The organism is Streptomyces changchenzhani (assembly GCF_039766235.1).
In the GTDB taxonomy this organism is placed as follows: domain Bacteria; phylum Actinomycetota; class Actinomycetes; order Streptomycetales; family Streptomycetaceae; genus Streptomyces.
In genome coordinates, this window is sequence record NZ_JBDHNH010000001.1 from 330,898 (window position 1) to 346,501 (window position 15,604).

Sequence of the window (15,604 nt, forward strand, 5' to 3'; positions counted from 1 at the left end):
TCCCCCTGCTACTCCGCGTTCTCCGTCGCCGCAGCCTCGCGCCCGATCGCCCCCAGCACACTGGCCGGGTCGCCGTCCGGCTCGACCGTGGAGCCGATCTGCTTCTTGACGCTCTCGCTGACCTTCGCCCAGGACGTCTTGCCGACCGGCGGAAGGGTCGAGTCCGGCAGGGCGTCCAGGAACTGCCACAGGTCCTTGTGCGCGGGGTCCTTGCCCATCGACTCGGAGGCGGAGACGGTGACCGGCAGGATGTCGTTCTGGTCGGCGAATTCGAGGACGTTCTCGTCGCTGTACGCGAAGTTGAGGAACGTGCCGATCTCCTTGCGGTGACCGTTCTGCTTGAAGCCCATCACCCAGTCGGCAACGCCCATGCTCGACTTGGCCTTGCCGCCGGGGCCGGGCAGCGGCACCATGCCGAACTTCACGCCCTTGCCCTTGGCCTGCTGCATGAGCGAGGGGTGGCCGTTGAGCATGCCGACCTGGCCGCCGGAAAACGCCGCGAAGGCGTCCTTGCGGTTGAGCTTGCCCGGTGATCCGGGGCCGGTCAGGCCCTTGCCGACGAGGTTGTCCTTCAGCCAGCGGAACGCCGCGATGTTCTGGTCGGAGTCGACGGTGTACGAGCCGACCGAGTCGGTGTAGCCGCCGCCACCACTGAGCATCCAGTTCATGGTCTCGGCCTGCGCCTCTTCGCTGCCGAGCGGCAGCGCGAACGGGTACTTCACGCCGCGACCCTTGAGCTTCGTGGCCGCGCTCTCCAGGTCCTCCCAGCTCTTGGGGGCCTTCAGGCCGGCCTGGGAGAAGAGCGTCTTGTTGTAGAAGAGCAGCCGGGTGCTGGCGACGAACGGCATGCCGTACGCGACCCTGCTGACCTCGCCCGCGTCGGCGAGCGGCGCCAGGAAGTTGGCCTGGGTGGGGATGGAGAGCAGGTCGTCCACCGCGTAGAGCTTGTCCTGGGCGGCATAGTCGGCGTACGCGCCGATCTGCGCGATGTCGGGGGCCTTGCCCGCAGCGACCATCTCGGCGACCTTGCGGTCGACGTCCGTCCAGCTGATGACCTCGACGTCGACCTTGATGTTCTCGTGCGCGGCCTCGAAGTCGGTGGTGACACCGTCCCAGTACTGCTTGGTGGTGTCACCGCCGTCGAGGTCGTAGTCCGCGGCTACCAGTTTGAGGGTGACGTCGCCGCCGGAGCCGCTGCTTCCGCACCCGGCCAGCGCCACTGTCATGCCCAGTGCTGCCGCTGTCGCGGTCAGACCCAAGAAGCGCCGATGCACAGCTCTTTCCCCACCCTCGATTCGTTTGCCCGAGGCGATCCCCACGCATGTCGGACAAGTGTATGAGCTGCAATGTTCACCTACTGCGGGTAATGAGGTCTACACCACCCCGGTATCGCTTCGGCAACACCTTTCGCAACAGGCACCCGGACTGCTATGCACGTCCGGTCGGCTGTTTGCCCCAGAGCCACAGCACGAGTCACACCATGAGTCACGCCATGAGTCACAGCACGAGTCACATCCAGAGTCACACCACGAGGAGCCGCACCAGATGTCCCGTACCGCGACAGAGATAGCCACCCAGCCCTCCTGCTGGCGACGCGCGGCCGAGGCCGCCGCCTCGTTCGACGGACTGCCGCAGCCGGGCGAGCGGGTCGCCGTCACGGGCTGCGGGACGTCGTGGTTCATGGCCATGGCGTACGCGGCGCTGCGGGAGGCGTCGGGGCAGGGCGAGACGGACGCCTTCGCCTCCTCGGAGTTCCCCGCGGGCCGGCCCTACGACCGGGTCGTGGCCATCACCCGCTCGGGCACCACGACCGAGGTGCTGGAACTGCTCGGCGCCCTGCGCGGCAAGATCGCCACGCTCGCGCTGACCGCCGACCCCAAAACGCCGGTGATGGACGCGGCCGACACCGTAGCGGTGCTCGGCTGGGCGGACGAGGAGTCGGTCGTGCAGACCCGCTTCGCCACCACGGCGCTGGCGTTCCTGCGGGCGGGCCTGGAAGCGTCGGGCCCGCTGCCCGCCGGGGTGAAGACGGTGGCCGAAGCCGCGGTGGACGCGGAGCTCGCGGTCACCGAGCCGCTGCCCGAGGCGGCCGTCTCGGCGGAGCAGTGGACGTTCCTGGGGCGCGGCTGGACGTACGGGCTCGCCCAGGAGGCCGGGCTGAAGATGCGTGAGGCGGCGGGCGCGTGGACGGAGTCGTACCCCTCGATGGAGTATCGGCACGGTCCGATCGCGATCACCGGCCCCGGCCGGGTGGCGTGGGTCTTCGGCACGCTGCCGGAGGGGCTCGCGGGTGACGTGGCGCGGGTCGGCGGCACGGTGGTCAACCGCGCGTCCGCGGACCCGATGGCGGACCTGATCCGCGCGCAGCGCCTCGCGGTGGTCCTGGCGGAGGCGAAGGGCTACGACCCGGACCGCCCCCGGAACCTCTCGCGCAGCGTGATCCTGACGGAGGCTTAGGCCGATCGGAGGGGCCGGTGGGGCCGAACTTCGACCCCGCCGGCCCCGCCATGCCGTGCCCGGCCCCAGCCAGCAGTAAAAATCGTCGCCCCGCGCAACCATCACACGTAAGTGGACTAGACCTTTCTTGGGTCAACGCGCGACACTGTCCCTTGTGAGACACGTCATCGCCCTCGATGTGGGCGGCACCGGAATGAAAGCCGCGCTGGTCGGAGCCGACGGCGCGCTGCTCCACGAGGCGCGCCGGGCCACCGCCAGAGAGCGGGGGCCCGATGCCGTCGTCGAGTCGATCGTCGGTTTCGCCGCCGATCTGCGCGCGTACGGCGAAGAACACTTCGGCCAGAGCGCCGCCGCGGCGGGTGTGGCCGTCCCCGGCATCGTCGACGCGGAGAACGGCATCGCCGTCTACGCGGCCAACCTCGGCTGGCGAGACGTACCGCTGCGCGAGCTCCTCAGCCGCAGGCTGGACGGCACCCCCGTCGCCCTCGGCCACGACGTCCGCACCGGCGGCCTCGCCGAGGGCCGGATCGGCGCGGGGCGGGGCACCGACCGGTTCCTGTTCGTGCCGCTCGGCACCGGGATCGCCGGAGCCATCGGCATCGACGGCCGGATCGAGGCCGGCGCCAACGGGAACGCGGGCGAGATCGGGCACATCGTCGTACGCCCCGACGGCCCCCCGTGCGGCTGCGGGCAGCGCGGCTGCCTGGAACGGCTGGCCTCCGCGTCCGCCGTGTCCGCCGCCTGGGCCGCCGCGTCCGGCGACCCCGACGCCGACGCCGCGGACTGCGCGAAGGCCGTCGAGTCGGGCCATCCGGCGGCCTGCCTGGTCTGGCAGACCGCGGTCGACGCGCTGGCCGACGGGCTGATCACCGCACTCACCCTGCTTGACCCCGGAACGCTGATCATCGGTGGCGGACTGGCCGAGGCGGGGGAAACCTTGTTCACACCCCTGCGGGCGGCCGTCGCGAAACGCGTCACGTTCCAGAAGCTCCCCCACATCGTGCCGGCTGCCCTCGGGGACACCGCCGGATGCCTGGGCGCGGGGCTGCTCGCCTGGGACCTGCTCGACACGGAATCCATGGAATCCACGGAGGTATCCGCCTGATGGCCGGACGCGCTGCAAGCAAGGTTCTCTCCGGCGCCAGGGTGGTGCTTCCGACCGGGACCGTCGAGAACGGCCGGGTCATCGTCGAGGGCGACCGCATCGTCGGCGCCGCCCCGGACGACACCCCCTCCCTCGACCTGTCGGGGCACTGGATCGTCCCGGGCTTCGTCGACATGCACGTGCACGGGGGCGGCGGCGCGTCGTTCACCTCGGGCACCGCCGACGACGTACTCAAGGGCGTACGGACGCACCGCGAGCACGGCACGACCACCATCGTCGCGTCGATGGTGACCGGCGAGATGAACGTCCTCGCCAAGCAGGCCGCGCTGCTCTCCCAGCTGGTCGAGCAGGGTGACCTGGCGGGCATCCACTTCGAGGGCCCGTTCATCTCGCCGTGCCGCAAGGGCGCGCACAGCGAGGGGCTGCTGCGCGATCCCGACCCGGCGGAGGTCCGCAAGCTGATCGACGCGGCGCACGGCACGGCGAAGATGTTCACGCTGGCCACCGAGCTGCCCGGCGGCATCGACTCCGTGCGGCTGCTCGCCGAGCACGGGGTGATCGCCGCGATCGGCCACACGGACGCGACGTACGAGCAGACAGTGGAGGCCATCGACGCGGGCGCAACCGTGGCCACGCACCTCTTCAACGCGATGCCGCCGCTGGGCCACCGCACGCCAGGACCCATCGCCGCGCTCCTTGAGGACGAGCGGATCACCGTCGAGCTGATCAACGACGGCACACATCTGCACCCCGCGTCGCTCCAGCTGGCGTACCACCACGCGGGCGCGTCCCGGGTGGCATTCATCACGGACGCGATGGACGCGGCGGGTTTCGGCGACGGCATGTACGACCTCGGGCCGCTCGCCGTCGAGGTCAAGGACGGGGTCGCGCGCCTGGTCGACGGCGGGTCGATCGCGGGCTCCACGCTCACGCTCGACACGGCGTTCCGGCGCGCGGTGACCGTCGACCGGCTGCCGGTCGACGACGTCGTACGGTCGATCTCCGCCAACCCGGCCAGGCTGCTCGGCGTGGCCGACCGGGTCGGCTCACTGGAGCCCGGCAAGGACGCGGACCTGGTGGTGTTGGACGCGGACTTCGCGCTCAAGGGCGTCATGCACAAGGGCGCTTGGGTGATCGAGCCCAAGACGGGCTGATCGCGCGGGTGGCGCGGGTCGTACGTGTTGCACGGGTCGCACGGGTCGCACGTGTCGCACGTGTCGCGCCTGTCGTACCGCTCGTACCGCTCGCACCACCGAACGAGACCAACGTGAGACACCGTGGTCGGCCGCAGGCTATGGGCCGACCGCCATCTCTTTGGCATGATCGCCCCGACAGGCGCCGGCCCGAGAGTGCGCGCTTCCCATCGGCCCTCCGGAGGCGATTCGGGTGATCCTGACCGTCACGCTGAACACCGCCCTCGACCTCACCTACCGCGTCCCCACCCTCACCCCGCACGCCTCGCACCGGGTGACCGACGTTGCGGAGCGCCCCGGCGGCAAGGGCCTCAATGTGGCCCGGGTGCTGGCGGCGCTGGGCCACGAAAGCGTCGTGACGGGCTTCGTCGGCGGGTCGGCCGGCGCGGACGTACGCAGGCTGCTGGCCGGCTTCCCGCCCGTCGACGCACTGGTGCCCGTCGCCGGGAACACCCGCCGCACGATCGCCGTCGTCGACGCCGCCACCGGCGACACCACCCAGCTCAACGAGCCCGGCCCGGTCATCGCGCCCAGCGAGTGGGCCGCGTTCCTGACCTCGTACGACGCACTCCTGCGCGACGCCGAAGCGGTGGCCCTGTGCGGCAGCCTGCCGCCCGGCGTCCAGGTCGGCGCGTACGCCGAACTGATCCGCCGGGCCCGCGCCGCCGGCGTCCCCACGCTCCTGGACACCAGCGGCGAACCCCTGCGCCGAGGCATCGCCGCCCGCCCCGACCTGATCAAGCCCAACGCCGATGAACTCGCGCAGCTCACGGGTGACCACGACCCGCTGCGCGCCACCGCCGACGCCCGCCGACGCGGCGCCCACGCCGTGGTCGCCTCGCTGGGCCCGGACGGCCTGCTCGCCGCCACCCCCGAAGGATGGTGGCGCGCGGCCCCGCCCGCGAGGGTCAAGGGCAACCCGACGGGCGCGGGCGACTCGGCGGTGGCCGGGCTGCTCTCCGGGCTCGTCGAACGGCTCCCGTGGCCGCAGCGGCTGGCCCGCGCGGTGGCCCTGTCGGCGGCGACCGTACTGGCGCCGGCGGCGGGCGAATTCGACCCGAAGGCGTACGAAGACCTGCTGCCACGGGTCGAAGTGACCCCGCACACCACTCTCGCGTAACCGCACCGCACCAGCTCCGACCCCAGGGGATCCCATGCCACTCGTCAGCACCGGCGAACTCGTCACAGCCGCCCGCACGGCCGGCCACGGCGTCGCCGCGTTCAACGTCATCACCCTGGAGCACGCGGAGGCGATCGCCGCCGGCGCGGAGCGGGCCGGGGCGCCCGCCATCCTCCAGATATCGGAGAACGCGGTGAAGTTCCACGGCGGTGACCTCGCCCCCATCGCCGCCGCCGCAGCGGCGGTCGCCCGTGCCTCCTCGGCCCCCCTCTCGCTCCACCTCGACCACGTCGAGTCGGTCGAGCTGCTGCACGCGGCGCACCCGGCGGGCTTCAGCTCGGCGATGTTCGACGCGTCGAAGCTCACGTACGAGGAGAACGTACGGGCCACCGCCGAAGCCGTCCGCTGGGGTCACGAGCACGGCATCTGGATCGAGGCGGAGCTCGGCAAGGTCGGCGGCAAGGACGGCGAGCCGCCGCTGGACGCGCACGCGCCGGGTGTCCGTACGGACCCGGCGGAGGCGGCGGGCTACGTCGCCGACACCGGCGTGGACGCGCTGGCCGTGGCGGTCGGCTCCTCGCACGCGATGACGGACCGCACGGCGGCCCTGGACCACGCGCTGATCGCCGCCCTGCGCGACGCGGTCCCGGTGCCGCTGGTCCTGCACGGCTCGTCGGGCGTACCGGACGATGAGATCCGCCGGGCGGTCGCGGCCGGCATGGTCAAGATCAACGTGGGCACGGCACTCAACACGGCCTTCACCGGCGCGGTCCGCGCCCACCTCGCGGCGAACCCGACGGCGGTCGACCCCCGGAAGTACCTCGTCCCGGCTCGCGAGGCGATGGCCGGGACGGTTGCGCACTTCCTGGGGCTGGTGCGGGGCTAGTCGTCTAGTTGTTACGGGCGGGGCTCACTTGACGTGGCCCTTTTTGAGTTCGAGCTGGTCGAGGTTGGCGTCGCAGGTGTCGCCGTCGCCGCAGGAGATGACGAAGGTGTTCTCGCCCTTGGGGAGAGTCACCCAGGCATAGGTGTTGGTCCAGCCCTTGTCCGCGGCGCCTTCCTCCGCCTTGGCGAAGTTGCTCAGGTTGAGCTTCCGGCCGGAGTCCTTGCCGTTCACGGCCAACGACATCTTGGCGTCCGTGCCCGGCACGCCGTAATTGATGGACAGCGTGTACGCACCTGCCGCAGGCGCCTTCACCGACCAGGTCACCGAAGAGCCCGGCGTGTTCAGCGGAACGTAGGCACCGCTGGCGGACCGCGCGCCGGGGATCGTCTTGTCGGTCGAGACACCGCTGAGCTTCAGCGTCGCCGCGTCCTGCTTCGGCAGCTCTTCCGGCTTCGCGGGGTCCTTCGTCGGGTCCTTGCTCGGCTCGACGGACTCGCTGTCGGACGAGCCGCCGCCCGTCGCTCCCGCCTCGGAACCCTTGTCGTCGTCGTTGCCGCCGAACGCCAGCGCCGCGCCGATGCCGATCACCACGACCGCGACCACCGCCATCGCGCCGATCAGCAGGCCCTTGGTGTTGGGCCCACGACCGCCGCCGCCGCGCTGAGCCGGGATGCGGCCGGTGGGGGCGCCGCCGGGCTGCTGCTCGGGGGCCGCGTAGTGCGCGTTCGGCTGGCTGTAGTTCTGCTGGCCGTACTGCTGCTGCTGTTGTTGCTGCGGGGGCACCTGCTGCCCATACTGGCGCTCGCCGACCGTCCGCACCTGGTTGTACGAAGTTCTGGGCACCCCGGGCTGCGAGGCGGGACCCGGGTAGCCGTAGCCGCCGCCCGAGCCGGGCGGGGTGGCGCCTGCCGCCTTGCCGTCCTCGTAGAGGTAGCCGAACGGATCGTCGTCCTCAGGCTTGTTCGTGCCGTTGTTCCCGGCCGTCATCCCTGGTCACTCCTCACCATGTTCGCCAGCCGTCGCCGACCGGGCGAGCCTACCTTGAACGGGCAAGGCGAAGATTTGGCGCAGACCACAGTGAGGTAGGACACGCGGCTCGACAGGGGGTCTCAGCCCGCCCGGCGGTGGACCTTCGCCCGGGAGCGCTTCTCGATGTACATCCGCTGGTCGGCGGAGCTCAGCACCTCGTCGACCGACATCCCGCAGCTCGCCCAGCCGATGCCGAAACTGGCCCCGACCCTGACTGCCCGGCCGTCGACCCGGATCGGCGGAATGATCGCGTTCCGCAGCCGCACGGCGAGGTCGGCGGCGTCCGCGCTGCCGAGGCCGTCGGCCAGGACCACGAATTCGTCGCCGCCGAGGCGGGCGACCGTATCGCCGTCGCGGACACAGGTGGTGAGGCGGCGGGCGACCTCGACGAGGACGGCGTCACCGGTGTTGTGGCCAAACCGGTCGTTGATCGACTTGAAGCCGTCCAGGTCGCAGAAGAGGACGGCGAGGCCCTTCGTGCCGTCGTCGGCGGCGCCGCTGTCGGCCGGCGGCGCGATCATGTGCACATGGTGGTCGTGGGCGCCCGCGTCTACGTGCGGGTCGAAGTCGAAGCCGTGCTCCGGGATGACCGTCCCCGGCGCGGCCGGCTCGAAGGCCGCGTCCAGCGTCTCCACCGCCGTGGCGCGCACCGCGTGCGGGCGGCGACAGAGCCGGGCGCTGAGCCGCGCACGCAGCTCCGCACTGTTGGGCAGGCCGGTGAGCGCGTCGTGCGAGGCGCGGTGCGCGAGCTGGAGCTCGTGGCGCTTGCGCTCCTCCACGTCCTCGACGTGGGTGAGCAGGAAACGCGGCCCGTCGGCGGTGTCGGCCACCACCGAGTTGCGCAGGGAGACCCAGACGTACGTACCGTCGCGGCGGACCAGCCTCAGCTCCGCGCGGCCGCCCTCGGCGGAGGTGCGCAGCAGAGTGCCGATGTCCTCGGGGTGCACCAGGTCGGAGAAGGAGTAGCGGCGCATCGCGGAGGCGGGTCGGCCCAGGAGGCGACAGAGCGCGTCGTTGGTGCGCAGCAGGCGGCCGTGCTGGTCGCCGCCCATCTCGGCGATGGCCATGCCGCTCGGGGCGTACTCGAAGGCCTGACGAAAGCTTTCCTCACTGGCCCGAAGGGCCTGCTGCTCCCGTTCGAGGCGTACCAGGGCGCGCTGCATATTTGCGCGCAGCCGGGCGTTGCTGATGGCAATCGCTGCCTGGGACGCGTACATCTGGAGCGCTTCCTGGCCCCATGCGCCGGGGTGCCTGCCGTTGCGCGGGCGGTCGACGGATATGACGCCGAGGAGCTCCTGCCCGCCGCCCGAGGCGTACATCGGGGCGTAGAGGCGGTCCTGCGGATGCCATTCGTCGGCGAAGCGGGGCTCGGGGCCCTCGGTGTGCCACTGGGGTACGTCGTCGTCGAGGAGGACCCAGCCCTCGGTGTGCGGTATGAAGCGCAGCGCGCCCCACGCCTCGCCCATCGAGAGCCTGCGCTCCCAGGAGGACCGGGAGCCGACCCGGCCGGTGATCAGGGCTTCTGCCGACGGGTTGCCCGCGAAGCCGGCTATCACCAGATCGCCGTCGGGGCGCACGAGGTTCACACAGCCCAGCTCGTAGCCGAGGCCCGTGACGATTCCGTCGGCCACGGCCTGCAGGGTGTCGGCCAGGCTACGGGCGGTATTGAGGTCCGCCACCACCTGATGCAACTGCCGCAGTGTCGCCAGACGGACGTACGGCTCCGACTCGGCCTCCATTGTTCGCTCTCCCCGAGACCTCGACAGCAACTCCAGGATTCTCATCGCCGCACGTGTTGCACTATCACGGCCACTGAATCACAGCGAGCTGTCCACTCGGTACACAGGGTCAACAAATATTGCGCTCTGTGAGTCAAGTCACATCAGATGTGAAAGGGAGAGAAGAGGGGCGTGGGAGCGCTCCAGGTATTTTTTGATCGCAAATACGCAAATACAGACACGCTTCCCCCGGGAGTCCGTCCCGGGTCCTAGGACCCGGTTGGTCCCGATGCCCGATGTGGCACGGAGCGCACGGGACTAGCGTTCGACCTGTGCCACAGACAACCTCCACCACCCAGGCCCCGGCCACCACCCCGCGCGGCGAGCCGATCCCCCATCCTGAGGGGGTGAGCAATGACGAATTCCGCGCGGCCATGTCCCGTCTCACCGCGGGTGTGACGCTGGTGACCGCGCACGACGCCGACGGCGGCCCGCGCGGCGAGGACGTCGGGATGACGGCGACGGCCTTCATGTCGGTGTCGCTGGACCCGCCGTTGGTGATGGTGAGCGTGCGCAACGGCTCACGGATGGACGATCTGCTGGCCGAGCAGCCGATGTGGGCCGTCTCGCTGTTGTCGGAGAGTCAGCGCCAGATCGCGGGCCGGTTCTCGATGAAGGCCCGGCTCAGCGACCGGCTGCTGTTCGCCGACATCGCCTGGACCCGCGGCGCCGTCTCGGGGTCCCCGCTGGTGGGCGGAGCGCTCGCGACGCTGGAGTGCCGGACCGAGCAGCGGGTGGAGGCCGGGGACCACACGCTGGTGATCGGCCGGGTGCTTGAGGTCGGCCTGCCCGGCGAGGACGACTCCCCCCTGACGTACTTCAAGGGCAACTATCGCAAGCTGGGCTAGGGGTGTCGTTGGGACGGACGGGGCCTAGCCCCAGCCCTGTCCCGTACGGCCGCGCTTCGTCTCGCTGCGGGCCTTCTTATTGCGCAGGCGCCGCTCGTTGATACCGCGGGGGATCTTCTTCGCCTTCCGCGCCTTGGGCGGCGGGGCCGTCGCCTCGGCGAGCAGGGCCGCCATCCGCACCAGCGCGGTCTCGCGGTTGCGCCACTGCGAGCGGTGCTCGGACGAGCGTACGGATACGACGCCCGCCACCAGCCGGGTCGCGAGCCGCTCCAGCGCCCGCTCCTTCCAGACCGGGGGCAGCGCCTCGGTCTTCGCCAGGTCGAAGCGGAGCTCCACCTGGGAGTCGGTGGTGTTGACGTGCTGGCCGCCGGGTCCGGACGACCGGGAGAAACGCCACATGAGCTCGGCCTCCGGCAGGAGGACGGAGCCGCTGATGACATGGGGACCGGACATGAGTCCTATGATCCCGTGTTCCGGGGCTTCTCGTCACCCGCTTTACCAGCGGCGCACGGGTGCCGGGCCGGTGGCTCGCCGGTGTCCGTCGGTCGTCGGGTGGGCGTCGGGCGGTCGTCGGGCGGTCGTCGGGCGAGACGTCGGTAAAGAAAGCAAAGAGACCTGGAACCCAGCGGTGGTCTGTTGGCGTTAGGACGGGTGACGGTAGCTTCGCACCCGGCATCGGATCCGAAGCCCGCACGACCTCCAGCACTAGGAAAGGGACCTCCTCATGGCAGTCAGCCTCAGCAAGGGCGGCAATGTCTCGCTCACCAAGGAAGCTCCGGGCCTGACCGCCGTCACCGTGGGCCTCGGCTGGGACGTCCGTACGACCACGGGTTCCGACTTCGACCTCGACGCGTCCGCAATCGCGGTCAACGCGACGGGCAAGGTCGTCTCCGACGGTCACTTCGTCTTCTTCAACAACAAGTCCACGCCGGACCAGACCATCGTCCACACCGGTGACAACCGCAGTGGCGAGGGCGCGGGCGACGACGAGGCGATCAACGTCAACCTGGCGGGTCTGCCGGCCGACGTCGACAAGATCGTCTTCCCGGTCTCGGTCTACGACGCGGAGGCCCGCTCGCAGAACTTCGGCCAGGTGCGCAACGCGTACATCCGCGTGCTGAACCAGGCCGGCGGCACCGAGATCGCCCGCTACGACCTGAGCGAGGACGCCGCCACCGAGACCGCCATGGTCTTCGGCGAGCTGTACCGCAGCGGCGCGGAGTGGAAGTTCCGCGCGGTAGGCCAGGGTTACGCATCGGGCCTGACGGGCATCGCCTCGGACTTCGGCGTCAACCTCTAACGCAGGAAACGCACTTGCAGGCGCACTTGTAGACGCACTTGTAGACGCATGTGTTGAGAAGGGCCCCGGCTTCGGCCGGGGCCCTTCCGCATGTCCGGAACAGCCCATCAGGGGCACAGTCGGTCGAATAGCGGACATCAACACGCCTCAGTCGGACAATAGATGGTCAAAAACTTGGCCGTGTACTGACAGCACTGATCATTCGATGGCACTGTCTCCGCCAACCCCCCACGGAACGAGTGTTGGAGACCGAATGACTTCGCAGTCCCCTGCTCAGCGCAAGACCGGCATGCGTGCCGCCGCCCTCGCCGCCACGGCCGCCATGGTCGTCGTCGCAGTCCAGACAGGGTCGGCGAATGCCGACACCACGGCGGACCGTACGCCCGGCGCGACCGCATCACCCATGAACGTCTCCCAGCGCACCGCCGCCCTCACCGAGGCCCGCTCCGGCGCCGCCGCCGCGGCCTCGGACATCGGGCTCGGCGCAAAGGAGAAGCTGGTGGTCCGCGATGTCGTCAAGGACGCCGACGGCACCGTGCATACCCGCTACGAGCGCACCTACGACGGCCTGCCCGTCCTCGGCGGCGACCTCGTCACGCACACCGCGAAGAACGGCGCGCTCAAGGGCGTCGAGAAGGCCACCAAGGCCCGAATAGCCGTGGCCTCCACCAAGGCGCCGATGGCCGCCAAGGCCGGTGCGCGCAAGGTGATCTGGGCGGCGAGCGGCACACCCGCCCTCGCCTTCGAGACCGTCAAAACAGGCACCCAGCACGACGGCACACCCAGCAAGCGCCACCTCATCACCGACGCGAAGTCCGGCAAGCAGCTGTACGCGTACGAGGCGATCGAGACCGGCACCGGCAGCAGCCAGTACAGCGGCGGTGTCACCGTCGGGTCGACGAAGAAGGACGCCACGTTCGATCTGACCGACGCTGCGCGCGGCGGCCACAAGACGTACGACCTGAAGCACGGCCAGAGCGGCACCGGCACCCTCTTCAACGACGCCGACGACAAGTGGGGTGACGGCACCGCGGCGGACCAGCAGACCGCCGCCGTCGACGCCGCCTACGGCGCCTCCCTGACCTGGGACTTCTACAAGGACGCCTTCAAGCGCAACGGCATCGCGGGCGACGGCAAGGCCGCGTACTCACGGGTCCACTACGGCAACGCGTACGTCAACGCCTTCTGGGACGACTCCTGCTTCTGCATGACGTACGGCGACGGCGAGGGCGACAAGAAGCCCCTGACCTCGATCGACGTCGCCGGTCACGAGATGACCCACGGTCTGACCTCGGCCACCGCGGGCCTCGTCTACAGCGGGGAGTCCGGCGGGCTCAACGAGGCGACCAGCGACATCATCGGCACCTCCGTGGAGTTCTCCGCGAACAACAAGGAGGACGTCGGCGACTACCTCGTCGGCGAGAAGATCGACATCAACGGCGATGGCACGCCGCTGCGTTACATGGACAAGCCCAGCAAGGACGGTAGTTCCGTGGACAGTTGGGACAGCAAGACCGGCACCCTGGACGTCCACCACTCGTCCGGCGTCGCCAACCACTTCTTCTACCTGCTGTCCGAGGGCAGCGGCAAGAAGACGATCAACGGCGTCGCCTACGACTCCCCGACCTCCGACGGCTCCACGCTCGCCGGCATCGGGCGGGAGAAGGCGTACCAGATCTGGTACAAGGCGCTCTCGGTCCACATGACGTCGACCACCGACTACAAGGCCGCGCGGGCCGCGACCCTGAAGGCCGCGGGCGAGCTGTACGGCGCGGACGGCGCGGAGGCCAAGGCCGTCGCCGCCGCCTGGACCGGCGTCAACGTGAAGTAGCTCAGAAGTAGTTCAGAGAGTAGTTCAGGGGGAGGCGGGCTTGTCCTGGCCGTAGAGCCAGGTCTTCCACAGGCCCGTCAGATCCTTGCCGGACTTCTTCTCGACGTACGCCGTGAAGTCGTCCGTGGACGCGTTGCCGTGACGGTGGGTGGCGACCCAGCCCTGCACGATGTCGTAGAAGGCGTCGTCGCCCACCGCTTCACGGATCTTGTGGATCACCATGGCGCCCCGCCCATAGACGGGCTCCGACGAGATGTCCGCCGCGGTGGGCGGATCGGCGGGCGGGAAAGCCCAGCTGTCCTTTTCGTCGAAGGCCTTCTTGAAGCTCTCGTCGGCGGAGCTGTCCTCGTACATGTCCTCCTCCCAGAGCCACTCCGCGTACGAAGCGAAGCCCTCGTTGAGCCACATGTCCTGCCAGGACTTGGGCGTCACGGAGTTTCCGAACCACTGGTGGGCCAGCTCGTGGACGAGGGTCGACTCGTCGGGCGCGCCGGGGAAGACCGGCTTGGTCTGGGTCTCCAGGGCGTATCCGGCGTCGTCATCGCGGTCGACGATCGCCCCCACGGAGGAGAAGGGGTAGGGCCCGAAATTCTCGGTGCCCCACTCCATGATCTCGGGAATCTTCGCCAGGACTTCCGCACTGTCCTTGGCCACGGTCGGGTCGACGGCTGTGAAGACCGGCAGCCCCGACTCGGTGCGCGAGGTCTTCGTCTCGTACTTCCCGATGGCGACCGTCGCGAGGTAACTGGCCATCGGCTCGGCCGAGTTCCAGTGGAACGAGATGCGGTCGCCCCGGGTCTGCTCACTCTTCAGCTCGCCGTTGGAGATGGCCTTCAGGCCCTTGGGTACGGTGATGGTGATGTCGTACGCCGCCTTGTCCAGCGGGTGGTTGTTGCCGGGGAACCACGCCATCGAGCCGGTCGGTTCGCCGAGCGCGAGCGCGCCGTCCTCGGTGGGCAGCCACCCCTCCTCGGACTCGTCGTCGTCGGTGATGGTGGCCGGGTCCCCGGAGTAGCGGACGACCGTGCGGAAGGTCTCGCCGTCGGTGAGTTCGGCCTCCGGGCGCAGCGTCAGCTCGTCGCCGGCCCGGCTGACGGCCGCCTCGCGGCCCTCGACCGTCGCCGCGTCGACCTTCATCCCGTGGAAGTCGAGGTTGAAGGCGCTGAGGTCCTGAGTGGCGCGGGCGGTGATCTCGGCGGTGCCCTTGAGGCGGCCGGACTTCGGGTCGTAGTCGAGGGTCAGGCCGTAGTGCTCGACGTCGTAACCGCCGTTGCCGAGCTTGGAGAAGTACGGATCGCGTACGCCCGAGGCACCCGGCTCACCGCTGACGCCGCCGCTCGTGCAGGACGTGAGCAGGAGCAGGGCGACAGCGGCGGAGGGTGCGGTGCGGCGTACAAGCGTCCATTGATCCACACAGATGATCCTATTGGGTGGAATGGCCCTTCGGAGGCCCACCCAGGGGGCCGGGCTGCCCTAATTGCCCAGCGCGGCGACGCCCGCCTGCGCGAACTTCTCGTCCAGGTCACCGCTGGGCGCGCCCGCGACCCCGACGCCCGCGATCGGGGCGCCCTTGGCCTGCACCGGGGCGCCGCCCGCGAGGAACAGCGTGCCGGGGATGTCCTTCAGGTTCGGCGCCTGGGCGAGGCGCTTGGCCAGCTCGGACGTCGGGGCGTTCCAGGAGACGGCGGTGTACGCCTTCTTCTCGGCGGACTCGTAGGACTGCGGGCCGGCGCCGTCGCCGCGCAGCGTCACCACGGTGTTGCCGTTGCGGTCGACGACGGCGACGGTGACGCGCTGGTTCTCCTTCTTCGCCGCGTCCAGGGAGGCCTGCGCGGCCTTGGTCGCGGCGGCCACCGTCAGGTGGGTGGACTGGGTGAGGTTCCGGTTGGCGGTATCGGCCTTGACCGCGGCGGCGGGGGCCGCGGCCGGGGCGGTGGCACTCGCGGACACCGCGCCGAAGGTGCCCGCGCCGAGGGCGGCAGCGGCGACGGCGCCGGTCAGGACTCGGGTACGCAGCGAAAGCTTCTTCATGGTGGCTCCTCGGATCGGTCGAGCGG

The 15,604-nt window shown here is 70.2% G+C and carries 14 protein-coding genes; 8 read left to right on the top strand and 6 right to left on the bottom strand.

Features of this window, described 5'->3' with window-relative positions:
• Positions 1–8 precede the first annotated feature (8 nt).
• On the bottom strand, positions 9–1,226 hold the full coding sequence (locus ABCR94_RS01635) for an extracellular solute-binding protein (protein WP_347117137.1): 1,218 nt from the start codon (positions 1,224–1,226) through the stop codon (positions 9–11).
• 319 nt (positions 1,227–1,545) lie between these two features.
• Between ABCR94_RS01635 and ABCR94_RS01640 the strand changes: the two genes are divergently transcribed.
• From ABCR94_RS01640 to ABCR94_RS01660, 5 genes are all read left to right on the top strand, one after another.
• On the top strand, positions 1,546–2,457 hold the full coding sequence (locus ABCR94_RS01640) for an SIS domain-containing protein (protein ID WP_347117138.1): 912 nt from the start codon (positions 1,546–1,548) through the stop codon (positions 2,455–2,457).
• A 154-nt stretch (positions 2,458–2,611) separates the two neighbouring features.
• Positions 2,612–3,562, top strand: a complete 951-nt coding sequence (locus tag ABCR94_RS01645; RefSeq protein WP_347117139.1) for an ROK family protein — start codon at positions 2,612–2,614, stop codon at positions 3,560–3,562.
• Positions 3,562–4,716, top strand: a complete 1,155-nt coding sequence (nagA, locus tag ABCR94_RS01650; RefSeq protein WP_347117140.1) for an N-acetylglucosamine-6-phosphate deacetylase — start codon at positions 3,562–3,564, stop codon at positions 4,714–4,716. The genes ABCR94_RS01645 and nagA overlap by 1 nt, the downstream gene beginning before the upstream one ends.
• Before the next feature lie 232 nt (positions 4,717–4,948).
• Positions 4,949–5,875, top strand: a complete 927-nt coding sequence (locus tag ABCR94_RS01655; RefSeq protein ID WP_347117141.1) for a 1-phosphofructokinase family hexose kinase — start codon at positions 4,949–4,951, stop codon at positions 5,873–5,875.
• Between the two features lie 34 nt (positions 5,876–5,909).
• Positions 5,910–6,761: a class II fructose-bisphosphate aldolase gene (locus ABCR94_RS01660; RefSeq protein WP_347117142.1), complete on the top strand. Its 852-nt coding sequence runs from the start codon at positions 5,910–5,912 to the stop codon at positions 6,759–6,761.
• Between the two features lie 24 nt (positions 6,762–6,785).
• Here the strand turns inward: ABCR94_RS01660 and ABCR94_RS01665 are convergent, their stop codons facing one another.
• Positions 6,786–7,748 carry a carbohydrate-binding protein gene (locus ABCR94_RS01665; protein ID WP_347117143.1) on the bottom strand — a complete coding sequence of 321 codons (963 nt, stop codon included), beginning with the start codon at positions 7,746–7,748 and terminating at the stop codon, positions 6,786–6,788.
• A gap of 122 nt (positions 7,749–7,870) precedes the next feature.
• Positions 7,871–9,529 (bottom strand): diguanylate cyclase CdgB, encoded by a 1,659-nt coding sequence (gene cdgB / locus ABCR94_RS01670; RefSeq protein ID WP_347117144.1) that lies wholly within the window; start codon positions 9,527–9,529, stop codon positions 7,871–7,873.
• Positions 9,530–9,840: 311 nt separating this feature from the next.
• Between cdgB and ABCR94_RS01675 the strand changes: the two genes are divergently transcribed.
• On the top strand, positions 9,841–10,416 hold the full coding sequence (locus ABCR94_RS01675; protein ID WP_347117145.1) for a flavin reductase family protein: 576 nt from the start codon (positions 9,841–9,843) through the stop codon (positions 10,414–10,416).
• Positions 10,417–10,440: 24 nt separating this feature from the next.
• Here ABCR94_RS01675 and arfB read toward each other — a convergent pair whose 3' ends face one another.
• The gene (arfB, locus tag ABCR94_RS01680; RefSeq protein ID WP_347117146.1) at positions 10,441–10,869 is read right to left on the bottom strand and encodes an alternative ribosome rescue aminoacyl-tRNA hydrolase ArfB; all 429 of its coding nucleotides are present in this window, start codon (positions 10,867–10,869) and stop codon (positions 10,441–10,443) included.
• A 271-nt stretch (positions 10,870–11,140) separates the two neighbouring features.
• Here arfB and ABCR94_RS01685 point away from each other — a divergent pair, with 271 nt between their 5' ends.
• Together ABCR94_RS01685 and ABCR94_RS01690 are read left to right on the top strand one after the other, a co-directional pair.
• Positions 11,141–11,716, top strand: a complete 576-nt coding sequence (locus tag ABCR94_RS01685; RefSeq protein ID WP_347117147.1) for a TerD family protein — start codon at positions 11,141–11,143, stop codon at positions 11,714–11,716.
• A 253-nt stretch (positions 11,717–11,969) separates the two neighbouring features.
• The gene (locus ABCR94_RS01690; RefSeq protein ID WP_347117148.1) at positions 11,970–13,547 is read left to right on the top strand and encodes a M4 family metallopeptidase; all 1,578 of its coding nucleotides are present in this window, start codon (positions 11,970–11,972) and stop codon (positions 13,545–13,547) included.
• A 24-nt stretch (positions 13,548–13,571) separates the two neighbouring features.
• Here the strand turns inward: ABCR94_RS01690 and ABCR94_RS01695 are convergent, their stop codons facing one another.
• Together ABCR94_RS01695 and ABCR94_RS01700 are read right to left on the bottom strand one after the other, a co-directional pair.
• Entirely contained in the window at positions 13,572–14,960 is a 1,389-nt protein-coding gene (locus ABCR94_RS01695; RefSeq protein WP_347117149.1) for a M1 family metallopeptidase, read from the bottom strand.
• Between the two features lie 60 nt (positions 14,961–15,020).
• Entirely contained in the window at positions 15,021–15,578 is a 558-nt protein-coding gene (locus tag ABCR94_RS01700; protein ID WP_347117150.1) for a GlcG/HbpS family heme-binding protein, read from the bottom strand.
• Between the last annotated feature and the right edge of the window lie 26 nt (positions 15,579–15,604).

What these genes read in the sequence shown, in the direction of transcription:
- ABCR94_RS01640 (WP_347117138.1), top strand. Translation starts at nt 1,546, where the DNA reads ATGTCCCGTACCGCGACAGAGATAGCCACCCAGCCCTCCTGCTGGCGA.
- nagA (WP_347117140.1), top strand. Translation starts at nt 3,562, where the DNA reads ATGGCCGGACGCGCTGCAAGCAAGGTTCTCTCCGGCGCCAGGGTGGTG.
- cdgB (WP_347117144.1), bottom strand. Translation starts at nt 9,529, where the DNA reads ATGGAGGCCGAGTCGGAGCCGTACGTCCGTCTGGCGACACTGCGGCAG.
- ABCR94_RS01700 (WP_347117150.1), bottom strand. Translation starts at nt 15,578, where the DNA reads ATGAAGAAGCTTTCGCTGCGTACCCGAGTCCTGACCGGCGCCGTCGCC.
- ABCR94_RS01685 (WP_347117147.1), top strand. Translation starts at nt 11,141, where the DNA reads ATGGCAGTCAGCCTCAGCAAGGGCGGCAATGTCTCGCTCACCAAGGAA.
- ABCR94_RS01665 (WP_347117143.1), bottom strand. Translation starts at nt 7,748, where the DNA reads ATGACGGCCGGGAACAACGGCACGAACAAGCCTGAGGACGACGATCCG.
- ABCR94_RS01635 (WP_347117137.1), bottom strand. Translation starts at nt 1,226, where the DNA reads ATGACAGTGGCGCTGGCCGGGTGCGGAAGCAGCGGCTCCGGCGGCGAC.
- ABCR94_RS01660 (WP_347117142.1), top strand. Translation starts at nt 5,910, where the DNA reads ATGCCACTCGTCAGCACCGGCGAACTCGTCACAGCCGCCCGCACGGCC.
- ABCR94_RS01690 (WP_347117148.1), top strand. Translation starts at nt 11,970, where the DNA reads ATGACTTCGCAGTCCCCTGCTCAGCGCAAGACCGGCATGCGTGCCGCC.
- arfB (WP_347117146.1), bottom strand. Translation starts at nt 10,869, where the DNA reads ATGTCCGGTCCCCATGTCATCAGCGGCTCCGTCCTCCTGCCGGAGGCC.